At 75.4% G+C, this 23,122-nt stretch carries 4 protein-coding genes and 1 pseudogene; all 5 read left to right on the forward strand.

All coding sequences use genetic code 11. The features are described from left to right. Positions 1-36 precede the first annotated feature (36 nt). Positions 37-1,056 carry a phenylpyruvate C(3)-methyltransferase gene (mppJ, locus tag SL103_RS33905; protein ID WP_069572799.1) on the forward strand — a complete coding sequence of 340 codons (1,020 nt, stop codon included), beginning with the start codon at positions 37-39 and terminating at the stop codon, positions 1,054-1,056. A 65-nt stretch (positions 1,057-1,121) separates the two neighbouring features. Beyond that, positions 1,122-9,380 (forward strand): annotated as a pseudogene (locus SL103_RS33910) (amino acid adenylation domain-containing protein); the annotation flags it as partial. Further along, positions 9,377-20,329, forward strand: coding sequence for a non-ribosomal peptide synthetase (locus SL103_RS33915; protein ID WP_069572802.1), 10,953 nt, complete (start codon positions 9,377-9,379; stop codon positions 20,327-20,329). The pseudogene SL103_RS33910 and the gene SL103_RS33915, both read left to right, overlap by 4 nt. Before the next feature lie 15 nt (positions 20,330-20,344). Further along, the gene (locus SL103_RS33920; protein WP_069574363.1) at positions 20,345-21,670 is read left to right on the forward strand and encodes a serine hydrolase domain-containing protein; all 1,326 of its coding nucleotides are present in this window, start codon (positions 20,345-20,347) and stop codon (positions 21,668-21,670) included. Positions 21,671-21,687: 17 nt separating this feature from the next. Continuing rightward, entirely contained in the window at positions 21,688-23,028 is a 1,341-nt protein-coding gene (locus SL103_RS33925) for an MFS transporter (protein WP_069572803.1), read from the forward strand. Positions 23,029-23,122 lie beyond the last annotated feature (94 nt).

Below are 23,122 nucleotides of genomic sequence, written 5' to 3' on the forward strand. Positions count from 1 at the left end.
TTTGCGGACGACCCCTTCGAGGGGTGGAGGCGTGATATGAGTACCGAGGTTTCCGAGGCGCAGGCGCGACGCGCCGTGGCAGACATCTTCAACTCGACGCTGGCTTCATCGGCCATCGGCGCCGCGTGGGAGCTCGGAGCTCTTGACGAGCTGCGGGAGAACGGCAAGCTGAACGTTTCCGATTTCTCCGCGCGGCACGATCTGCACAAGCCCGCGGTGACCGGGATGTTCACCGCACTGGCCAGTGTGGGAATCGTGCGGCGCGAGGGCGAAACCATCGTCGCCGGGCCGTACTTCGACGAGGCCGACCACCACCGTTCACTGTTCCACTGGCTGAATCAGGGCAGCGGCGAGCTCTTCCGCCGCATGCCCCAGGTGCTGCCGAACGAGAACCGTGTCGGCGACTTCTACCAGCGCGACGCGGCGGCCATCAGCTATGCCTGCCGGGAGATCAGCGAGCGCTACTTCGACCCGGCGTTCTGGTCCGCCGTCGACGGCCTGGGCTACGAGCCCACCACCGTCGCCGACCTGGGGTCCGGCAGCGGTGAGCGGCTGATCCAGATCGCCCGCCGGTTCCCCGGGGTGCGCGGTCTGGGCATCGACATCGCCGACGGCGCGATCGGCATGGCCGAGAAGGAGGTCGCCGCCAAGGGATTCGGCGACCAGATCTCGTTCGTGCGCGGCGACGCCCGCACCATCGACCAGGTGCCGGCGGAGGCGTCCGACCAGTTCGCGAAGGTGGATCTGCTCACCTGCTTCATGATGGGCCACGACTTCTGGCCCCGCGAGAATTGCGTGCAGACGCTGCGGAAGATCCGCGAGGCGTTCCCGAATGTCCGCCGCTTCCTGCTCGGCGACGCGACCCGGACCGTCGGCATACCCGACCGCGAACTCCCGGTATTCACCCTGGGATTCGAGGTCGGGCACGACATGATGGGCGTTTACCTGCCGACGCTCGACGAATGGGACGGGGTATTCGAGGAGGGTGGCTGGCGCTGCGTGAAGAAGCACGCCATCGACTCGCTGTCGGTCTCCGTGGTCTTCGAACTCGAGTAACCGCACACGCACATCGACCACGTCGGCTGAGGGGGTTTTCCATGGGTGAGTGGCGCGATCGCCGCCTGGATGAATTGTTCGCCGAGCAGGCCGCGAGGACACCGGACCGTACCGCGGTCGTCTTCGAGGGCCGGGCGGTGAGTTACCGCGAGCTCGACGCCCGGGCCGAGGCCCTCGCCGGCGTGCTGGCCGAGCGGGGCGCCGGCCCCGAGCGGTTCATCGCGCTGCTGCTCCCCCGCTCCGCCGACCTGGTCGTGGCCCTCCTCGCCGTGCTGAAGTCCGGCGCGGGGTACGTCCCGATCGACCCGGAGTACCCGGCCGACCGCATCGCCTACATCCTCGGCGACGCGCGCCCGGTGACGACGATCACCACCGCCGACCTCCGGGACGGCCTGGCCGCGGCCGGGGCCGGCTCCGCGGACGGCGCGGCCGGGACCGACTGGCTGGTCCTGGAGGAGTGGGAGCGGCAGGCCGCCGCCCTCGGCGAGCGGACCGGGGCGCGGCAGCCGTCCGCCCCGGCCGCCCCGCGGTCCCCGGAGAACCCCGCCTACGTCATCTACACCTCCGGCTCCACCGGCCGGCCCAAGGGCGTGGTCGTCCCGCACAGCAACGTGGGGCGGCTGCTGTCGTCCACCGCGCACTGGTACGCCTTCGACGAGCACGACGTCTGGCCGCTGTTCCACTCCTTCGCCTTCGACGTGTCGGTCTGGGAGATCTGGGGCGCGCTGCTGCACGGCGGCAAGCTGGTGGTCGTCCCGCACGCCGTCACCCGCGCCCCCGCCGACTTCCTGCGGCTGCTGGTCGAGGAGCGGGTCACCGTCCTCAACCAGACGCCGTCGGCGTTCTACCAGCTGATGGCCGCCGACCGGGAGAACCCGGAGCTCGGCGACCGACTGGCCCTGCGGTACGTGGTGTTCGCCGGCGAGGCGCTGGACCTCGGCAAGCTCGCCGACTGGTACGAGCGCCACCCCGACGGCACCGCGGGCGGCCCGACGCTGGTCAACATGTACGGGATCACCGAGACCACGGTGCACTCCTCCTTCCTCGCGCTGGACCGCGAACTCGCCGCGCGGGCCCCCGGCAGCGCCGTCGGCGTGGCCATACCTGACCTGACCTTCCACGTCCTCGACGAGGACCTGCGGCCGGTCCCGGTGGGCGCCGAGGGCGAGCTGTACGTGGCCGGGCCCGGGCTCGCCCGGAACTACGCGGGACGCCCCGGGCTGACCGCCGAGCGCTTCGTGGCCTGCCCGTTCGGCCCGCCCGGCGCGCGGATGTACCGCTCGGGCGACCTGGTTCGGCCGCTGCCCGACGGGGGCCTGGAGTACCTGCGGCGCAGCGACGACCAGGTCAAGATCCGCGGCTTCCGGATCGAGCTGGGCGAGATCTCCCACGCGCTGGCGCAGGACGCCTCGGTCGACCAGGCCGCCGTGGTGGTGCGCGACGAGGCGTCCGGCGAGCGCCGGCTGGTGGCGTACGTCGTGCCGTCGGGCACCGCCCGCCCCACCCCGTCCCGGCTGCGCGCCGCGCTGGCCACCCGCCTGCCCGGCTACATGATCCCCACCGCCTTCCACGCCATGGCGGCCTTCCCGCTGACCGCCAACGGCAAGCTGGACCGCCGGGCGCTGCCCGCGCCGACCCGCCAGGACAGCGTCGACGCCGCGTACACCGCGCCCGAGGGGGCCGCCGAGGAGGCGCTCGCCGCCATCTGGCGCGAGGTGCTCGGCGTGGCGCAGGTCGGCGCCGACGACGACTTCTTCGACCTGGGCGGCGACTCGCTGTCCGTGGTGCGCGTCCTGTCGCGGATGCGGGCCGCGCTGGGGCTGCGGCTGTCGGCGGCGGAGTTCTTCGCCGCCCCCACCGTCCGGGCGCTGGCCCGCCGGCCCGAGGCGTCGGGCGCTGCCCGGGCCGAGGAGATACCGGCCGTGCCGCGCACCGGCCGGGCGCTGCCGCTGTCCTTCACCCAGCAGCGGTTCTGGCTGTTCCACGAGCTCGACCCCGGCGAGGTCGAGTACAACGTGCACTCCGCGCTGCGGCTGCGCGGCCCCCTCGACCCGGCGGCGCTGCGCACCGCCCTGGCCGGGCTGATCACCCGTCACGAGCCGCTGCGCACGACCGTGGTGTCCGAGGACGGCCGGCCCGCCGCGGTGATCGCCCCCGCCGAGGGCTTCCCGGTCCCGCTTGCCCTGGAGGACCTCTCCGCGCTGACCGGCGAGGAGCAGGAGGCCGCCCTGCAGCGGCTGCTGGCCGAGGAGACCGGCCGCCCCTTCGACCTGGCCGCCGGGCCGGTGCTGCGGGTGCTGCTGATCCGCCGCAGCGAACGTGACCACGTGCTGGTCATCGGCCTGCACCACCTCGCCACCGACGGCTGGTCGATGGGCCTGATCGCCGACGAACTGAGCCTGCGCTACGAGGCCGCGTGCCACGGGGTGCCGGCCGCCCTGGAGCCGCTGCCGGTCCGCTACGGCGACTACGCCGCCTGGCAGCGCGCCACCGCCGACGACGGTCGGCTGGCGCCGCAGCTCGCCTACTGGCGCGAGCGGCTGGCGGGCGTGGCCCCGCTTCAGCTGCCCACCGACCGGCCCCGGCCCGCGGTGAAGACCTCGTCCGGTGCGGCGCACCGCTTCACCCTCGACCGCCGGCTGGTGGCCGGCCTCAAGGAGGTCGGCGCCGCCCACGGCGCGACCCTCTTCATGACGCTGACCGCGGCGCTGCAGGTCCTGCTCGCGCGCTGGTCCGGGCAGCAGGACATCGCGCTGGGCACCGCCGTCTCCGGCCGCGACCACCCCCAGGTGGAGAACCTGGTCGGCTCGTTCATCAACACCGTGGTGCTGCGCTCCGACGTGCGCGGGGAGCTGCCGTTCGGCGACTTCCTCGGCGAGGTGCGGGAGACCGTGCTGGGCGCCTTCGCGCACCAGGACGTGCCGTTCGACCAGGTCGTGGACGCGCTGGGCGCCGAGCGGGACCCGAGCCGTACGCCGGTGATCCAGGCGATGCTGCTGCTGCAGAACGCCCCGGCCGGCGCCGAGGAGTTCGCCGGGCTGCGCACCGCGACCGTCCCGCTGCCGCGGCCGGCCGCGATCTTCGACCTCACGGTGGAGTTCACCGAGCGGGCCGGCGCGCTGGACGTGATGGTCGAGTACAACACCGACCTGTTCGACGCGGCGACCGTCGAGCGGCTGGCGGGGCATCTGCGGGAGCTGCTGGACGCCGTCCGCACCGCGCCGCGCGCCCAGGTGCGCGACCTGCCGCTGCTGACGGCCGACGAGCGCGAGACGCTGCTGACCGTCTGGAACGACACCGCCGTCGAGCCGCCGACCGCGCTCCCCGTGCACCGGCAGTTCGCCGAGCGGGCTCGCCTGGCCCCCGGCGCGCCCGCCGTCACCCACCGCGAGGAAACCCTCAGCTATGCCGAACTGGAGCTGCGCGCCAACCAGTTGGCGCACTACCTGACGGCGCTGGGCGTCGGCCGGGGCACGCCCGTCGTGCTGAACCTGGAGCGCCGGCCCCAGCTGATCGTGGCGATGCTCGCGGTGCTCAAGGCCGGCGGCGCGTACGTGCCGACCGCGCCGGAGACCCCGGCGGCACGGCTCGGCACCCTGCTGGCGGAGACCGGCACCCCGGTGCTGCTGACCACCGGGCGGCAGGCCGCTCTGCTGCCGCCGACCGCAGCCGCCGTCATCGACCTCGACGCGGCCGCGCCGGACGTGGCCCGCTGCCCCGGGCACGACCCCCTGGTGGCGACCGGCCCCGACGACCTGGCGTACATCGTCTACACCTCCGGGTCCACCGGGCGGCCCAAGGGCGTCGCGGTGCCGCACAGCGCGCTGACCGACTACTGCGCCTGGCACAACGACGCACTGGCCGTCGGCCCCGAGGACCGCGGCTCCTCCGTGGTCGGGCTGGCGTTCGACGTGGCGGTCGGCGAGGTGTGGCCGTACCTGTGCGCGGGCGCCCGGGTGGACCAGCCCGACCAGGAGACGCTGGACGACCCGACCGCGCTGGTCGAGTGGTTCGCCGAGCGCGGCACCACGGTCGCCTACCTGCCGACCCCGCGCATCGAGTCGCTGCTGGACGTCCCCGCGATCACCACCACCCGGCTGCGCACCGTCCTGGTCATCGGTGACGCGCTGCGCCGCCGGCCGCAGCCCGGACTGCCGTTCGCGCTGGTGAACGCCTACGGGCCGGCGGAGGCAACGGTCGCCGCCACCCAGGCGGTGGTGGAGCCGCTCGGCCCCACCGCGCCGCCCGGGCTGCCGTCCATCGGCGCCCCGCTGTACAACACCGCCGCCTACGTCCTCGACGACCGGCTGTGCCCGGTGCCCGTCGGGGTGCCCGGCGAGCTGTACCTCGCCGGCGCGGGCCTGGCCCGCGGCTACCTCGGCCGCCCCGACCTGACCGCCGAGCGGTTCGTCGGCTGCCCCTTCGGGCCGCCCGGAACGCGGATGTACCGGACGGGAGACATCGTGCGACGGCTGCCGGACGGCACCCTGGACTTCCTCGGCAGGGTCGACAACCAGGTCAAGCTGCGCGGCTACCGCATCGAACTCGGGGAGATCGAGAGCGAGTTGGCCCGCCACCCGGACCTCGCGCAGGTCTTCGTCACGGTCCGCGAGCCGGTCCCCGGCCGCCGGTCCCTGGTGGCCTACGTCGTCGCCGCCCAGGGCGCCGCGCCCGACCCGCGGGAGCTCGCCGGCCACCTCGCCGGCGCCCTGCCGGAGTACATGGTGCCGTCGGCCTTCGTGCTGCTCGACGCGCTGCCGCTGACCGCGAACGGCAAGATCGACCGGCGGGCGCTGCCCGAGCCGGAGCCGGCCGTGGGCGGCGACGCCCCCTACGTCGCGCCCCGCGGCGAGATCGAGGAGACGCTGGCCGCCGTCTGGGCCGAGGTGCTCGGCCTCGAACGGATCGGCGTGCACGACAACTTCTTCACCCTGGGCGGCGACTCGATCGCCGGACTCCAGGTCGCCGTGCGCGCCCGCCGGGCCGGTCTGCGGCTGACCTCCAAGGACCTGTTCCGGCGGCAGACCATCGCGGCGCTGGCCCCGGTCGTGACGGTGGAGCGGGACCCGGCGGACGCTCCGGACGCACCGGCCCGCCCGGCGTTCGCGCTGAGCGGCCTGGACGCGGCCGGGGTGGCGCGGCTGTCCGCGACCGGCGGCCCGGCCGAGGACGCCTACCCGCTGACGCCCATGCAGAGCGGCCTGCTCTTCCACCACCTGATGGACGCCGAACACGGCCTGTACGTCGAGCAGTTCCAGCTGCCGCTGGAGAACGTCCGCGAGCCGGAGCTGCTCGCCGACGCCTGGCAGCGGGTCGCCGCCCGCACCCCGGTGCTCCGCAGCGACCTGGTCCGGTACGGCCTCGCCGAGCCCCTCCAGGTCATCCGCTCCGACGTGCGGATACCGGTGACCCACCTCGACTGGACGGCGCTGGACGAGGACGGGCAGCGCGCCGAGCTGGCGCGCCACCTGGCCGCGGACCGCGCCCGGGGCCTGGATCTGCACCGCGCGCCGCTGATGCGGCTCGCCCTGGCGCGGCTCGGCGGCGGCCGGCTCCGGCTGGTGTGGACCTTCCACCATCTGCTGCTGGACGGCTGGAGCGCCCTGCAGGTGCTCGCGGAGGTGCTCGCCGAGTACGCCGCGCTCGCCGACGGCGTGCCGCACACCCCCCGGGAACGCGGCAGCTACGCCGACTTCGTCGGCTGGCTGGCCGGCCAGGACAGCACGGCCGCCGAGAAGTACTGGCGCACCGCGCTCGCCGGCTGGGAGTCGCCCACCCCGCTGCCGTACGACCGGCCGCGCACCGACGCCCGCCAGGCCACCCCCGACGCCGGTCTGGAGCTGCGGCTGCCGGCCGCGGACACCGCCCGGCTGGGAGCCGTGGCCAAGCGGGCCGGGGTGACCCTGAACACCGTCGTGCAGAGCCTGTGGGCGCTGCTGCTGGCCCGCCACAGCGGTGAGCGGGACGTGCTGTTCGGCGCCACCGTCGCCGGCCGCCCGGACGAACTGGCCGACGCCGAGTCGGTGATCGGGCTGTTCATCAACACCCTCCCGGTGCGGATCGACGTCGACCCGGACGCCGGTCTGCTGGACTGGCTGCGCCGCGTGCAGGACGGGCAGGCCGAGGCGCGGGCGCACGAGCAGGTCTCCCTGCCCCAGGTCCAGGGGTGGGCGCCGGAGCGCGCGGACGGCGGGCTCTTCGACAGCGTGCTGGCCTTCGAGAACTTCCCCGCGGACGTCGGCGTCGCCGCGCGGTACGGCCTGCGGCTGGCGGCGATCGAGGCCACCAACACCTCCAACTACCCGCTGAACGCCATCGTCTACGGCGGCGACGAGCTGACCGTGGTGCTGCGCTACGACTCCGCGCTCTTCGACGCCGGCACCGTGACGCGGCTGTCCGGTCATCTGCGCACGCTGCTGACGGAGACCGCGCACGACCCCGACCGGCGGGTCGGTGAGCTGCCCATGCTCACCGCGGCCGAGCGGCACACCCTCGTCGACAGCTGGACCGACACCGCCTCGGCGTACCCGGTCGACCGCAGGCTGGACACGGTCATCGCCGAACGGGCCGCGGCCCGGCCCGACGCGGTGGCCGTCGTCGACGGCGGCCGGCAGCTGACCTACCGGGAGCTGGACCGGCGGGCCAACCGGCTCGCGCACCACCTGCGTGCCGCGGGCGTGGGCCGGGAGGCGCTGGTCGGGATCGCCGTGGAGCGCAGCGCGGAGGTCGTCGTCGCGATCCTCGGCACCCTCAAGGCGGGCGCCGCGTACGTGCCGCTCGACCCGGAGTTCCCGGCGCAGCGGCTGGCCGCCATGCTGGACGAGTCGCGGCCCGCGGTGCTGCTCACCCAGGAGCACCTGCTGGCCGGGCTGCCGCCGACCGACGCCACGGTGGTCTGCGTGGACCGGGACCTGGCGGCCGTCGAGGCCGGGCCGGGCGAGGCGCCGGAGGCCGTCGGTGACGCCGGCGACCTGGCGTACGTGACCTACACGTCGGGGTCGACCGGCCGCCCCAAGGGCGTGATGATCACCCACCGTTCGCTGTTCAACATCGTCACCGAGGCGATCCGGCTGTACGACCTGGGCCCGGACAGCCGGATGCTGCAGTTCTACACAATGAGCTTCGACGGCGGTGTCTGGGAGGTCTTCCTGACGCTGGCCTCCGGCGCGACCCTGGTGATCGCGGACCCCGAGGCCCGGCAGAGCCCGGCCCGGCTCGCCGAGCAGCTGCGGGCGGAGGCGGTCACCGCGCTGACCCTGCCGCCCGCCGTCGCGGCGGTGCTGGACGCGGCCACCCTGCCCGGCGTGCGCAGCCTGGGCCTCGCCGGCGACGTGCTGGCACCCGAGCTCGCCCGCGAGTGGGCGCGGGGCCGCCGGCTGTTCAACATCTACGGTCCCAGCGAGGCCACCCTGTCGGTGGCGCTGCACCGCGTCGACCCCGCGGCGGCCGGTCGCCGGGTGCCGCTCGGCCCGCCGGTGCCCAACACCCGCTTCTACGTGCTCGACGAGCGGCTGGCCGTGGTCCCGGTCGGGGTCACCGGCGAGCTGTACCTCGGCGGTGCGGGCCTGGGCCGCGGCTACCTCGGCCGGCCCGACCTGACCGCGCAGCGCTTCGTCGCCGACCCGTTCGGCCCGCCCGGGACCCGGCTCTACCGCACCGGCGACCTGGTGCGCTGGACGGCCGAGGGACAACTGGAGTTCGCCGGTCGGGTGGACAACCAGGTCAAGATCCGCGGCTACCGGGTCGAGCCCGCCGAGGTGGAGAGCGCCCTGCTGCGCCGGCCCGGCGTCGCGGAGGCGACGGTGGTCGCCCGGGACGACGGGAGCGGGCACAAGCGGCTGGTCGGCTACGTCGTGCCGGACGACCCGGCCGACGGGGACGCGGCGCCGGACACCGCCGCGCTGCTGCGCGCCCTGGCGGGCGAACTGCCCGGCTACATGGTGCCGTCGGCGCTCGTGGTGCTGCCGGCGCTGCCGCTGGGACCGACCGGCAAGGTCGATGTGCGGGCCCTGCCCGCGCCGGACCCGGCCGGCCACGGCACGGCGGAGCCGGTCGCCCCCCGCACGCCCACCGAGGAGGCCCTCGCCGTCATCTGGGCGGAGCTGCTGGGCCTGCCGCAGGTCGGCGTCGAGGACGACTTCTTCGACCTCGGCGGCGACTCCGTCACCAGCCTGCGACTGATGTCCCGGATCGGCGGTGCGTTCGGCGTGGAGGTCTCACCCCGCGACTTCTTCGACGCCCCCACCATCGCCGCCCTAGCCGAGCGCCTGGAGGACACCATCCTGGCGCAGTTGGAAGAAGCCGTCGGAGGCGGCGCCCTATGACCAGCTCTGCAGCGGACCAGCCCGAGAACCCCACCGCCCCCGCGTCGCGCGCCGCGCGCACCGCCGCCCTGCCCGCCCACGTCCAGGAACTGCTGCGGGCCCGGCTCGCCGGCCGGGCCCCCGCGGCCGGCGGCGCGGACCGCGTCCCGCGCCTGGCCCACGACGGGCCGGTCGCGCTCTCGCCCGCGCAGGAACGCCTGTGGTACCTGTACGAGCTCGACCCGGACAGCAACGAGTACAACACCCTGCGGGTGCTGCGGCTGCGCGGTGACCTCGACCCGGCGGCGCTGCGCGGGGCGCTGGCCGAGGTCGTCGCCCGGCACGGCGCGCTGCGTACCACCTTCGACTCCCGTGACGGGCACGCCGAGCAGACCGTGCACCCGCCCGTACGGCCGCCGCTGCCGCTGGTCGACCTGTCGGCGGCGGACGCCGACGAGCGGGACGACGCGCTGGCGACCCTGCTGCTGGCGGAGGCCCGGCGCCCGTTCGACCTGCGCCGCGGCCCGGTGCTGCGGGCCCAGCTGATCCGGCTGGCGGCCGACGACCACGTGCTCGCGCTGGGCCTGCACCACATCGTCACCGACGGCTGGTCGATGGGCGTGCTGCTGCGCGAGCTGACCGCGCACTACGCCGCGGCGCTGCGCGGCGAGCCGGCCGCGCTGCCCGAACTCCCGGTGCGCTACACCGATGTCGCGGTGTGGCAGCGCGAGCGGCTGACCTCCGCGCGGCTCGCCGAGGGCCTCGACCACTGGCGGCGCGAGCTGGCCGGGCTGGCCCCGCTCGACCTGCCGACGACCCGGCAGCGGCCGCCGGTGCGCACCAGCGCCGGCGCGCTGCACTCCTTCACGGTCCCCGAGCAGCTCACCACCCGGCTCAAGGAGCTGGGCCGGGACAGCGGCGCCACCCTGTTCATGACGCTGGTCGCCGCGGTGCAGCTGCTGCTGGCCCGCCGGTCGGGGCAGCGGGACCTCGCGGTGGGCACCGCGGCGGCCGGCCGCGGCCGCCCGGAGACCGAGAACCTGATCGGCTTCTTCGTCAACAACCTGGTGCTGCGGGCCCGGATCGACGAGACGCGCTCCTTCACCGAGCTGCTGCGGGCGGTGCGCGGCACGGTCCTGGACGCCTTCGCGCACGAGGACGTGCCGTTCCAGCGGGTCGTCGAGGCGCTGCGCCCCGAGCGCGACCCCAGCCGGCCGCCGCTGGCCGAGGTCGCGGTCAACCTGCACAACACCCCGGGCGGGACGACCGGGCTGCCGGGGCTGCGCATCGAGGAGGTGCCGCCGCCGGTGGTCACCTCCAGCATGGAGCTGTCCTTCGACTTCACCGAGCACGACGGCCGGCTCGACGGCCATCTCACTTACAACACCGACCTGTTCGACCCGGACGACGCCGCGCGGATCGCGGCGCAGCTGCTGACCCTGCTCGCGGACCTGGGCCTGCGCCCGGCCGTCCCGGTGGCGGAGCTGGCCGTGCTGCCGGACGACGAACTCCGCGAGGTGACCGAGGACTGGGCGCAGACCGGATCCGGCGCCCCGGCGCGCACCGCCCCGGAGCTGTTCGCCGCGCAGGTGGCCCGCGCCCCGGAGGCGGACGCGCTGGTCTCCGACGAGGAAACCCTCAGCTACGCCGAGCTGGACGCCCGCACCAACCGGTGGGCCCGGCTGCTGCTGGCGCACGGGGCCGGCCCGGAGACGCTGGTGGCGCTGGCGCTGCCGCGTTCCGCGCTGACCGTCGAGGCGATCCTGGCGGTGCAGAAGGCCGGCGCCGCGTATCTGCCGCTGGACCCCAGGAACCCCGCGGAACGCAACCGCATGATGGTGCAGGACGCCCGCCCGCTGCTGGTGCTGACCGCGTCGGGCTTCGACGGCGGTACGGAGCTCGGCGCGCCCGCGCTGCTCCTGGACGACCCCGACGTGCGCTCGGCCGCCGCCCGGCACTCCACCGCCGCGCTGACCGCCGGCGAGCTGGCCGGCCCGCTGCTGCCCGGCCACCCCGCGTACGTCATCTACACCTCCGGCTCCACCGGCCGCCCCAAGGGCGTCGTGGTCACCCACGCCGGTGTGCACGGCCTGGTCTCCGCGCAGTCGGCGCACTTCCGTACGGGCCCCGGGGCGCGGGTGCTGTCGTTCGCCTCGCTCGGCTTCGACGCGGCCTTCTCCGAGCTGGGGATGGCGCTGCTGGCGGGCGGTGCGCTGGTCGTCGTCGACCAGCAGCGGATCCTGCCCGGCGAACCGCTCGCCGGGGTGCTCGCCGAGCACCGGGTCAGCCATGTGACGCTGCCGCCGGGCGCGCTGTCCGCGCTCACCCCGGGCGCCCTGCCGTCGGACCTGACGCTGATCGTGGCCGGTGAGGCGTGCCCGCCCGCGGTGGCCCGCGCCTGGTCCGCGCACCACCGCATGATCAACGCGTACGGCCCCACCGAGTCCACGGTCTGCGCCAGCATGAGCCGGCCGCTGGACCCGGACGGCGTGGGCGAGTCCGTGCCGATCGGCCGCCCGCTGTCCGGCGTCCGGGTCCGGGTGCTGGACGACCGGCTGCGGCCGGTGCCGGCCGGCGTCGCCGGCGAGGTGTACCTCTCGGGCACCGCGCTGGCCCGCGGCTACCTCGGGCGGCTCGCGCTGACCGCCGAGCGGTTCGTCGCCGACCCCTACGGCCCGCCCGGCAGCCGGATGTACCGCACCGGCGACCGCGCCCGCTGGCTGCCCGGCGGCGACCTCGACTACCTGGGCCGCACCGACGACCAGGTCAAGCTGCGGGGCTTCCGGATCGAACTCGGCGAGGTCGAGGCGGTGCTGTCCCGCCACGACGCGGTCACCGCGGTGGCCGCCGCGGTCCACAAGGACGAGCGGGGCACCCGCCGCCTGGTGGCGTACGCCGTGCCGGCCCCCGCCGCGGACGGCGACGTCGGCGCCGGGCTCCGGGAGTTCGCCCGGCAGGCGCTGCCCGAGCACATGGTGCCGTCGGTCTTCGTCCTGCTGGAGAGGCTGCCGCAGAACGCCAACGGAAAGGTCGACCGGCGGGCGCTGCCCGCACCCGACCTGCGGCGCGACGGCAGCAGCGCGCGGATCGCGCCGCGCACCCCGGCGGAGGAGACGCTGGCGCGCATCTGGTCGGAGGTGCTGGGCGTCACCGACCTCGGCGTGGAGGACAACTTCTTCGACCTGGGCGGCGACTCCATCCTCAGCCTGCAGGTCGTGGCGCGGGCCCGGGCCGCCGGGCTGCGGGTGACGGCCAAGCAGACCTTCCTGCGGCAGACCATCGCCGACCTGGCCGCCGAGGCCGTCGCCGAGGCGGACGCCGGCCCGCGCGCGGCGGACCGGGGCCCGGTCTCCGGTGAGCTGCCGCTCACCCCCATCCAGCACTGGTTCTTCGCCACCCTGGGCGACAGCCTGGAGCAGTTCAACCAGTCGCTGTACCTGGAGCTGGCCGAGGCGCCCGACCCCGGCGCGCTGCGCACCGCGCTGGCCGCGCTGACCGCGCAGCACGACGCGCTGCGCCTGCGCGCGACGCCCGACGGCGACGGCGGATGGCGGCTGTACAACGCCCCGGACGAGACCGGTGAACTCCTCGTCCACACCGACCTGTCCGGCCGGCCGGCCGAGGAGCAGGACGCCGCGATGGCGGCCGCGACCGACGCCGCGCAGCGCGGGTTCCGGCTGGCCGAGGGGCCGTTGCTGCGGGCCCGGCTGTTCACCCTGGGCGCCGGCCGCCCGCCCCGGCTCTACGTCGTCGCACACCACCTCGTCGTGGACGGCATGTCCTGGCGGATCCTGCTGGCGGACCTGGAGACCGCCTACCGCCAGGCCGCGGCCGGCCGGCCGGTCGACCTGGGGCCCCGCACCACCTCGTTCCGCGACTGGGCGCACCGGCTGGCCCGGCACACCGCCGAGGGCGGCCTGGACGACGAACTCCCCTACTGGCAGGGCGTCCAGGAGGAGGCGCGGCGGGCCGTCCCGCTGCCCCTCGACGGGCCGGCGCCGCAGGGCGAGAACACCGCGGGCGCGGCCCGCACGGTCTCCCTACGGCTCTCCGCGGACGGCACCGACGCGCTGCTGCGGCAGGTGCCCGAGGCGTACCGCACCCAGATCAACGACGTGCTGCTGAGCGCGCTGGGCCGGGTACTGGCCGACTGGACGGGCGGCGACCGGGTGCTGGTCGCGCTGGAGGGCCACGGCCGCGAGGACCTCTTCGACGACGTCGACCTCACCCGTACCGTCGGCTGGTTCACCACCGTCTTCCCGGTCGCCCTGCGGATGCCCGCCGACCGGGACTGGGGAGCCGTCCTCAAGAGCGTCAAGGAGCAGCTGCGGGCGGTGCCGCGCAACGGCCTGGGCCACGGCGCGCTGCGCCACCTCACCGGGCCCGACGGACCGCTCGCCGGGACACCGGAACCCGAGGTCAGCTTCAACTACCTGGGCCAGATGGACGTGGACGCCGCCCCCGGCGGGCTGGCCCGCGCCCTGCTGGACAGCGAGGGCGCCGAGCGGGCCGCGACCCAGGCCCGCCCCCAGCTGCTGGAGATCAACGGCCAGGTGACCGGCGGCCGGCTGGAGTTCCACTGGACCTACTCCGCCGACCGGCACCGCACCGGGACCGTCGAGCGGCTGGCCGGGGCGTTCATGGCCGCGCTGGAGGCGATCGTGGCGCACTGCGCCGCGCCCGGTTCCGGCGGCGCCACCCCCTCCGACTTCCCGCTGGCCGCCCTCGACCAGGCCACCGTCGACCGGATCGCCGGCGACGGCCGCACCGTCGAGGACATCTACCCGCTGACGCCGATGCAGAGCGGCATGCTCTTCCACGCGCTCAGCGAGTCCGGACGCGACCCGTACACCGGGCACTTCGGCGTCCGGATCGACGGGGTCGGCGACCCCGCCGCGCTGGCCGCGGCCTGGCAGCAGGTCGTCGACCGCACGCCCGCGCTGCGCACCTGCGTGGTCTGGCAGGACGTCGCCGAGCCGCTCCAGGTGGTCCGGGCGGGCGTCCGGGTGCCGGTCACCCACCTCGATCTGCGGGCGCGCTCCGAGGAGGACCGGCAGGCCGCCCTGGACGAGCTGTGGGAGCGGCGCACGGACACCGTCATCGACCTCGCCGAGGCCCCGCCGCTGCGGCTGACCGTCGTCCGGCTCGACGACACCGCGGTGCAGCTGTACTGGACCTCGCACCACATCCTGATGGACGGCTGGAGCTTCGCCGGACTGCTGTCGGAGGTGTGCGCGCGCTACGCCGCGCTGACCGGCGGCCCGCCCCCGGCGGCCCCGGCCCGCCGCCCGTACCGCGACTACGTGCGCTGGCTGGCCGACCAGGACCGCGCGGCCGCCGAGGCGCACTGGCGGTCGGTGGTCGACGGCTTCGGCGTGCCGACCCCGCTGCCCTTCGACCGGCTGCCGGTGAAGGCGCACGGCACCCGCTCCTCCCGGGAGGTGCAACTGCGGCTGTCCGCGGCCCGCTCCGCGCGGCTGGCCGAGGCCGCCCGGTCGGCCCGGCTGACCGTCAACACCCTGGTCCAGGGCGCCTGGGCGGTGCTGCTGGCCCGCTACGGCGGCACCGACGACGTGTGCTTCGGCACCACCGTCTCGGGCCGTCCCGCGACCCTGCCCGGCGCCGAGGCGATGGCGGGCCTGTTCATCAACACCGTTCCGGTGCGGGCCCGGCTCGACGGCACCCCGGCCGTGGACTGGCTGCGCCGCCTGCAGGGCGACCAGCTCGACTCCCGGCAGTACGAGCACGTCTCGCTGGCGCAGATCCAGCGCTGGAGCGGCGTGCCGGCCGGCACCAACCTCTTCGACAGCATCGTCGTCTTCGAGAACTACCCCTACGACGAGGACGCCGCCGCCGCGCACGGCCTCGCCCTCGGCACCTTCCAGGGCGACGAGGTCACCAACTACGCGCTCACCCTGACCGCGTACGCGGCCGACGAGCTGCACCTGAACCTGGGCTACGACCCGGACCTGTTCGACGAGGCGACCGCGCGGCGGATGGCCGGGCACCTGGCGACGCTGCTCGACGGCATCGCCGCCGCGCCGGACACCCCGGTGGACGACCTCCCGCTGCTCGACGCCGAGGAGCGCACGCGGCTGCTCGACGGGTGGAACGACACCGCCGCCGCCTTCCCGGCGCCGCGGCCGGTCCACGAGCTGTTCGCCGAACGGGCCGCCCGCACCCCCGACGCGGTGGCGGTCCGCGACGCCGGACGGGAGCTGACCTTCGCCGCGCTGGAGGCCCGCGCCAACCGGCTGGCCCACCACCTCGTCGGCCTGGGCGTCGCCCCGGGCACGCTGGTCGGGGTGTGCGCCGACCGCGGCGTGGACGCCGTGGTGGCGCTGCTGGGCGTGCTGCGGGCCGGCGGCGCCTTCGTCCCGCTCGACCCCGCCTATCCGGCGGAGCGGCTGCGGGTGATGCTGGAGGACGCCGCGGTACCGGTCGTGGTGACCGAGGAGCGACTGCTGGACCGGACCGCCGGGCACGACGCGGTCACCGTGTGCCTGGACCGCGACCTGCCCCTGCTGGAGGAGCTGCCGGCCCGGCCGCCGTACGTCCCGGTGACGCCGGAGGACCTGGCGTACGTCGTCTACACCTCGGGCACCACCGGGCGCCCCAAGGGCGTGATGGTCGAGCACCGGCACGTCCACCACATGGTGCACGCCTGGGACCGGCGCTACGGGCTGGCCGCGCTGCGGCCGCGGGCCCTGTCGGTGTCCAGCATCTCCGTGGACCTGTTCTTCAGCGACTTCCTGCTCTCCGCCCTCTTCGGCGGCACGATGGTGATCTGCCCGCAGGACGCCGTCGCCGACCAGGTGGCGCTGACCGACCTGCTGCTGGAGAGCCGGGCACAGCTGATGGTGACGGTGCCGACGCTGGCGCGCGCGGTGGTCGCCGAGCTGACCTGGCGCGGGGTCCGGCCGGAGGAGCTGCGGGTGCTGATGGTCGGCTCCGAGGGCTGGCCGGCCGATGCCGCCACCGAGATCCTGGCCGGCCTCGCACCGGGCACGGTGCTGGTCAACGCGTACGGGTCGACCGAGACCACGGTCGACTCCACGGTCTTCCAGCTCGGCCGCGACCCGCTGGGCGACGCCGCCTTCGTCCCGGTCGGCCGGCCCCTCGCCAACACCCGGATCTACGTGCTGGACGGGCGGATGCGGCCGGTGCCCACCGGCGTGGTCGGCGAGTGCTACATCGGCGGCGACGGCGTCTCGCGCGGCTACCTGGGCCGCCCGGAGCTGACCGCCGAGCGGTTCCTGGACGACCCGTTCGCGCCGGAGCCGGGCGCCCGGATGTACCGCACCGGCGACCTGGCGCGCTGGCGCGCCGACGGCAACCTCGAGTGCCTGGGCCGGGTCGACGACCAGGTCAAGATCCGCGGCTTCCGGGTCGAACTGGGCGAGGTGGAGGCGGTACTGGCCCGGCACCCCGCGGTCGACGCGGCGGCCGCCGCGGTGCGCAGGGACGACGGCGGACCGGCCCGCCTGGTCGGCTACGTCGTGCCCGCCGCGGGCGGCGCCCCCGACCCGGCCGAGCTGCGGGCGTTCGCCACCGAACGGCTGCCCGCACCCGCCGTCCCCACCGCGTACGTGGTGTTGGACGCGCTGCCGATGACGCCGAGCGGCACCGTCTCCCGGCGCGCCCTGCCGGCCCCGTCCGGCGCGCAGGACCCGGCCCGCCCGTACGCCCCGCCGTCCAGCGGCACCGAGCTGCTGCTCTGCGGGATCTGGCAGGACGTCCTGGGCGTCGAACGGGTCGGCGTGCACGACAACTTCTTCGAGCTGGGCGGCGACTCGATCCTCAGCATCCGGGTCATCTCCCGGATCCGGGCGGCGCTGGGGCTCGCCCCCTCGCCCCGCCAGCTCTTCGACACCCCGACGGTCGCCGCGCTGGCCACCGTCCTCGCCGCGGAGTCCCCCTCGACGGCCGTCGACGTCCCGCTGGAGCCGGCCGACCGCGGCGCACCGCTGCCGCTGTCGTCCGCCCAGCAACGCCAGTGGTTCCTGCACGACTTCGACCCGGACAGCAGCGAGTACCACATCGTCACCGGGCTGCGGCTCGGCGGTGAACCGGACCGCGTGGCGCTGGAGCGGGCGCTGACCGGGCTCGTCGCCCGGCACGAGGCGCTGCGGACCACCTACGCGGCGGCCGACGGCGGCGCCCGGCAGGTCGTGCACCCGGCGGGCGAGGTGGGCTGTGCGCTCACCGACCTGACCGGGGTGCCGGAGGAGCGGCGCGAGGACGCCCTGCGCGACCACGTCGAGCGGACCGCGGCCCGCCCGTTCAGCCTCGCCGAGGGGCCGGTGCTGCGCGCCGAACTGATCCGGCTCGGGGCCCGCGACCACCTGCTGCTGCTGGTCATCCACCACATCGCCACCGACGGCGGCTCGATGGCGGTGCTCTGCGAGGAGCTCGGCGTCCTGTACGCCGCGGCCCTGAACGGCACCGAACCCGCCCTCCCGGCGCTTCCGGTGACGTACGCCGACTACGCGGTCTGGCAGCGCCGGATGCTGTCCGGGCCGGCCCTCGACGGTCATCTCGCGTACTGGCAACAGCAGTTGGACGGGGTGCGGCCGCTGGCGCTGCCCACCGACCGGCCGCGCCCGGCGGTCCGCAGCTCCGCCGGCCGGATGCTGCTCCTCGACATCGAGCCGCGGGTGGCCGCCGGCCTGAAGGACCTGGCCCGCCGTCACGACGCGACCCTGTTCATGGTGCTCACCGCCGCGGTCCAGCTGCTGCTGGCCCGCTGGACCGGGCAGCGCGACATCGTCGTCGGCACTCCGTCGGCCGGCCGCCCGCGGCAGGAACTGGAGGGGATCGTCGGCCTGTTCGTCAACACCGTGGCGGTGCGCACCACCGTCGACGAGAGCCGCACCTTCGGCGACCTCCTCGACGCGGTGCGGTCCACCGTCCTGGAAGCCTTCGAGCACGAGGAGGTGCCGTTCGACCGGCTGGTGGAGGTGTTGCGGCCGCGCCGCGACCCCAGCCGCAACGCGCTGGTCGAGGTGTTCGTCGGGCTGGAGGCGGACCGGTCGGCGCCGCCGGAGCTGCCCGGGCTGACCGTCACCGAGGTCCCGTTCGTCAGCGGGGAGGTCAGCCACGACCTCAGCTTCGACTTCGTCGACCAGCCGGACGGGCTGCGCGCCGCGGTCGGCTACAGCACCGCGCTGTTCGACCCCGGCACCGTGGAGCGGCTGGCCGCCCGCCTCCAGGAGCTGCTCGCCGCGGTCCTGGAGGACCACCCCGCGCTCGACGGCCTCGCGCCGGCGGACGCGGCGGAGGAGCGGCGGGCCGCGGCCCTGCGGGACGCCGCGTCCGCCGCGGAGCCCGCGGACCCGGACGAGGACGGGGCGCCCGCCGCGTACCGGGCGCCGGAGACCGAGGCCGAGCGGGCGCTGGCGGAGATCTGGGCCGGGGTGCTGGGCGTCCCCCGGGTGGGGACGGACGACAACTTCTTCCGGCTGGGCGGCGACTCGCTGCTGAGCATCCAGGCCGTCCAGCGCATGCGGCAGGCGGGTCTCGCGGTCACCACCAAGGACCTGTTCGTCCACCAGAGCGTCCGGCCGCTGGCCGCGCTGGCCGCGGAACGGGCCGCCGCCCGGCCGGCGGAGTCCGCCCCGGCACCGGTGGCGTACGACGGCGGCGCGGCGATCCCGCTCACGCCGGTCCAGCACGACTACTTCGCCGCCGGGCCGCTCGCCCCGCACCACTTCACCCAGTCGGTCCTGGTCGAGCTGCACCCGGAGACCGACGAGGCGGCGCTGCGGCAGGCGCTCACCGCGCTGACCGGCCACCACGAGGCGCTGCGGCACCGCTTCGTCCGCGAGGACGGCGCGTGGCACCAGTACGCCACGCCGCCCCGATCGGCGGACGTGCTGCGCCGGCACGACCTGTCGGCGCTGGATACGCGCCAACGCGCCGCCGCGATGGATGAGTTGGCCGCGGCGGCCGACGCCGGGCTCGACCTGGCCGCCGGTGAGCTGTTCGCCGCCCTGCTGTTCGTCTTCGGGCCGGGGGAGCGTCCCACGCTGTTCCTCACCGCCCACCACCTCGTCGTCGACGGGGTCTCCTGGCGGATCCTGCTGGCGGACCTGGAGGCCGGCTACATCCAGGCCCGCGACGGCAAACCGGTGTCGCTGGGCGCCCCGGGCAGCTCGTTCGGGCAGTGGGCGCACCGGCTCGCCGGGCACGTCGCCGACGGCGGGCTGGACGGCCAGGCCGCGTACTGGCAGGCGCTGCCGCCCGCCACCGACATCCCCCGCGACGGCGGCGGGCCGGCGCTGGTCGAGTCGGTGCAGACCGTCACGGTGGAGCTGCCCGAGGACCTCACCGAGGTGCTGCTGCGCCGCTCCGCCGGGGTGTTCCGCACCCGCTTCCAGGAGGTGCTGTACGCCGCGCTGGCCGGGGTGCTGGCCCGCTGGACCGGCGAGCGCCGGGTGGTGTTCGACACCGAGGGGCACGGCAGGGAGGAACTCTTCGACGACGTCGACCTGTCGCGGACCGTCGGCTGGTTCACCACGGAGTACCCCGTCGCCCTCGACGTGGGCGAGCACCGCGACGACTGGCCGGCGCTGATCAAGGCCGTCCGCCGGCAGCTGCGGTCGCTGCCCGGGAACGGCTTCGGCTACGGCGCGCTGCGCCGGCTCGGCCCGGCCGACAGCCCGGGGGCCGCCCTCGCCGACCGGGCCCCGGCTCAGGTGGTGTTCAACTACCACGGGCAGGCCGACGACGCCCAGCGCGCCGGGGAGAGCGAGCTCTACCACGCGTTCGGCGACCCGATCGGCAGGGAGCAGCGGCCGGACGAGCTGACCGGGCACCCGCTGGAGGTGGTCGGTGCCGTACAGGCCGGCCGGCTCCGCTTCACCTGGTACTTCTCCCGCAACGTTCACCACAGGGCCACCATCGACAAGGTGGCCGAGGACTTCGCCGACGCGCTGCGCGCCATCGCCCGGCACATATCGGAGCGATGAGGCATGGACAACACGATGGACCACGACAGACTGCACGGCATCCTGACCGAGCTGACCGCCCGCCACCAGGTGCCGGGCGCACAGCTCGCCGTCCTCCACGAGGGCGCGCGGTTACTGGTGCACACGGGGGTGGCCGACACCGCCTCCGGTGCGCCCGTCGCCCCGGACACCGCCTTCCCGGTCGGCTCGCTGACCAAGCCGTTCACCGCGGCGCTGGCGATGATCCTGGTGGCCGACGGGGACGTGGACCTCGACGAGCCGCTGATCGGGCAACTGCCGGAGTTCGGCGCGGGCGCCCTGGTCACCCTGAGGCAGCTGCTCAGCCACACCTCGGGGCTGCCGTCCGACGTGCCCGAGGGCACCTCGGAAGCCGGCGCGGACCGCGCGGGATGGGTGGCCCGGCACTGCCGCAGGACGGACCTGACCCATCCGCCCGGCACGGTCTTCTCGTACTCCAACGTGGGCTATGTCGTCGTGGGCCGGCTCATCGAGGCGGTGACCGGGATGACCTGGCAGGAGGCGATCGGCGCGGTCCTGCTCGAACCCCTGGGGCTGCGGCCGGCGTTCGTCGCCGGGCCGGAACGCACCGGGCGCCCGGTGGCCGCCGGGCACGCCGTGCAGGCGGCCCGCGGCCGCGTCGTGCCGGTGCCCGAGCAGGACCTGCCCGAGGTCGAGATGCCCAACGGCGCGCTGGCCCTGAGCGCCGGGGACCTGCTGGCGTTCGCCGGGCTGTACTTCGCCGGCTGTCCGGACCCCGAGCCGCTGGACCGGGCGACCGCCGACGACATGTGCTTCGACCAGCTCGCCTCGATGGCCGTCGGGCCGTACGGCATGGCCGACGGCTGGGGCCTGGGCTGGGCGCGGTTCGACGACGGGGCGGAGGACGTCTACGGGCACAACGGCACCGGTGACGGCACCTCCTGCCATCTGCGGTTCGACCCGGTCAACGGCTCCGCGGTCGCCCTGACCACCAACGCCAACACCGGCCAGGCGCTGTGGGACGACCTGGTGCCCCGGCTGCGGGCGCTGGGCCTGGCGGTCGGCGACCGCCCGGAGCCGGAGCCGCCGGCCGGCGCCGCGGCACCGCCGCCCCCGGACGGCTGCCTGGGCCGCTACACCAACGGCGACACCGTGTTCGAGGTACTGCGCGGGGACGGCGGCGGGCTGCTGCTGAGCTTCGGCGGCGCACCGCACTCCGAGCTGCTGTGCACCCCGGACCTGCGGTTCGTCATGCGGGAGCTGGGCAGCGGCGCCCGTTCCCCGGGCCGCTTCGTGCCCGACCCGGCGACCGGACGCATCGACCACCTCCAGATCACCGGGCGCCTCGCCCCCCGAGCCTGAGACAGGGACGGCCCAGGATGACCACCGCCCCCACCCGGACGGCGGCGGCCCGCGGCGGCGCGGCCGTGCCGTTGTCCCGCAACCGCGACTACAACATCCTGTGGTCCAGCCAGCTGATGTCCGAACTGGCCATGGAAGTGGCCGCGGTGGCCGTCCCGCTGCTGATCCTGGCCCGCCACGGCTCGCCCCTCCAGCTGGGGCTGGCGTCCTCCGCGCTGGCCGCCGCGCACATGGTCGCGGTGGTGCCGGCGGGGATGCTCGCCGACCGCTGGGACCGCCGCGCGCTGATGCTGTGCTGCCAGCTGCTGCGGGTGCTGGGCATGGCGAGCCTGGCCGGTGCGCTGCTGCTGGACCGGTACGCGTTCTGGCACGTCCTGCTGGTGGTGGTGCTGGAGGGGTTCCTCGGCTCGGTCTTCGACCCGGCCGAGCACGCGGCGCTGCCCCAGGTGGTGCCGCCCGACCAGCTCTCCACGGCGGTGGCCCGCAACGCGGCCCGCCCGTACGTCGCCACCCTGGTCGGGCCGGGCGTCGCCGGTTTCCTCTTCTCCGCGCTGCCGCTCGGCCCGTTCCTGACCAACGCGGTGATGTTCGCGCTGTCGTCGGTGGCGCTGTGCTTCCTGCGGCTGCCGCGCGGACGGGCCGGCGCGGCGGCCGGCGCGGACGCGGCGGATGCGGACGGTACGGGCGGTACGGGCGGTACGGGCGGTACGGGCGACGCGGACGGTTCGGGCGCCCCGGACCGCGGCGGGGACATCACGGCCGGGTTCCGCTGGGTGCTGGGGCAGCCGGTGATCCGCACGACGATGGCGTGGATGATGGTCACCAACCTGGTCTTCAGCGCCCTGCTGATCGTGCTGCTCGCGCTGTCCGGCGAGGACCGTGTCGGCCCGGGCGAACTGGGCCTGACGATGGCCTGCTTCGGCGCCGGCGGCCTGCTCGGCGGGCTCTTCGCGGCCCGGCTGCACGCCGTGGCCCGGCCGCCGGTGATCCTCCTGGGCTTCACCTGGACCGCGGCCCTGGGCGCCGCCCTGATGGCGGTGGTGCCGACCGGCCTGCCCCAGGGCGCGCTGCTGGCCGTCATGGCCTTCTTCGCCCCGCTCGCCAACACCACGGTGCTCACGTACCAGTTGACGGTCACGCCGGACGCGCTGCGGGGCCGGATGAGCGGGGTCGCCGGATTCTGCTCCGGTGGCGCCGGGGTGGCGGGGCCGGCGCTCGGCGGGGCGCTGACCGGCCTCGCGGGCGGCGGGACGGCCGCGGTGCTGCTGTGCGCCGGCTGCCTGGTGCTGGTGGCGCTGGCGGCGACCGCCAGTCCCACCCTGCGGCGGTTCCCGGCCCCCGGGTCCCGCGCCTCCTGACCGGTCCGCGTCTCCTGACCGATCTGCGGCGGGCTGTCCCGGACCGGCCGGTGAGCTGCCAACTTGACTCCACGGTAAAGGACATGGAACGCCC

The organism is Streptomyces lydicus (assembly GCF_001729485.1).
GTDB classification, from domain to species: Bacteria; Actinomycetota; Actinomycetes; order Streptomycetales; family Streptomycetaceae; genus Streptomyces; species Streptomyces lydicus_D.

Coding starts and splice junctions, on each gene's coding strand:
- mppJ (WP_069572799.1), top strand. CDS start 37: ATGAGTACCGAGGTTTCCGAGGCGCAGGCGCGACGCGCCGTGGCAGAC.
- SL103_RS33925 (WP_069572803.1), top strand. CDS start 21,688: ATGACCACCGCCCCCACCCGGACGGCGGCGGCCCGCGGCGGCGCGGCC.
- SL103_RS33915 (WP_069572802.1), top strand. CDS start 9,377: ATGACCAGCTCTGCAGCGGACCAGCCCGAGAACCCCACCGCCCCCGCG.
- SL103_RS33920 (WP_069574363.1), top strand. CDS start 20,345: ATGGACCACGACAGACTGCACGGCATCCTGACCGAGCTGACCGCCCGC.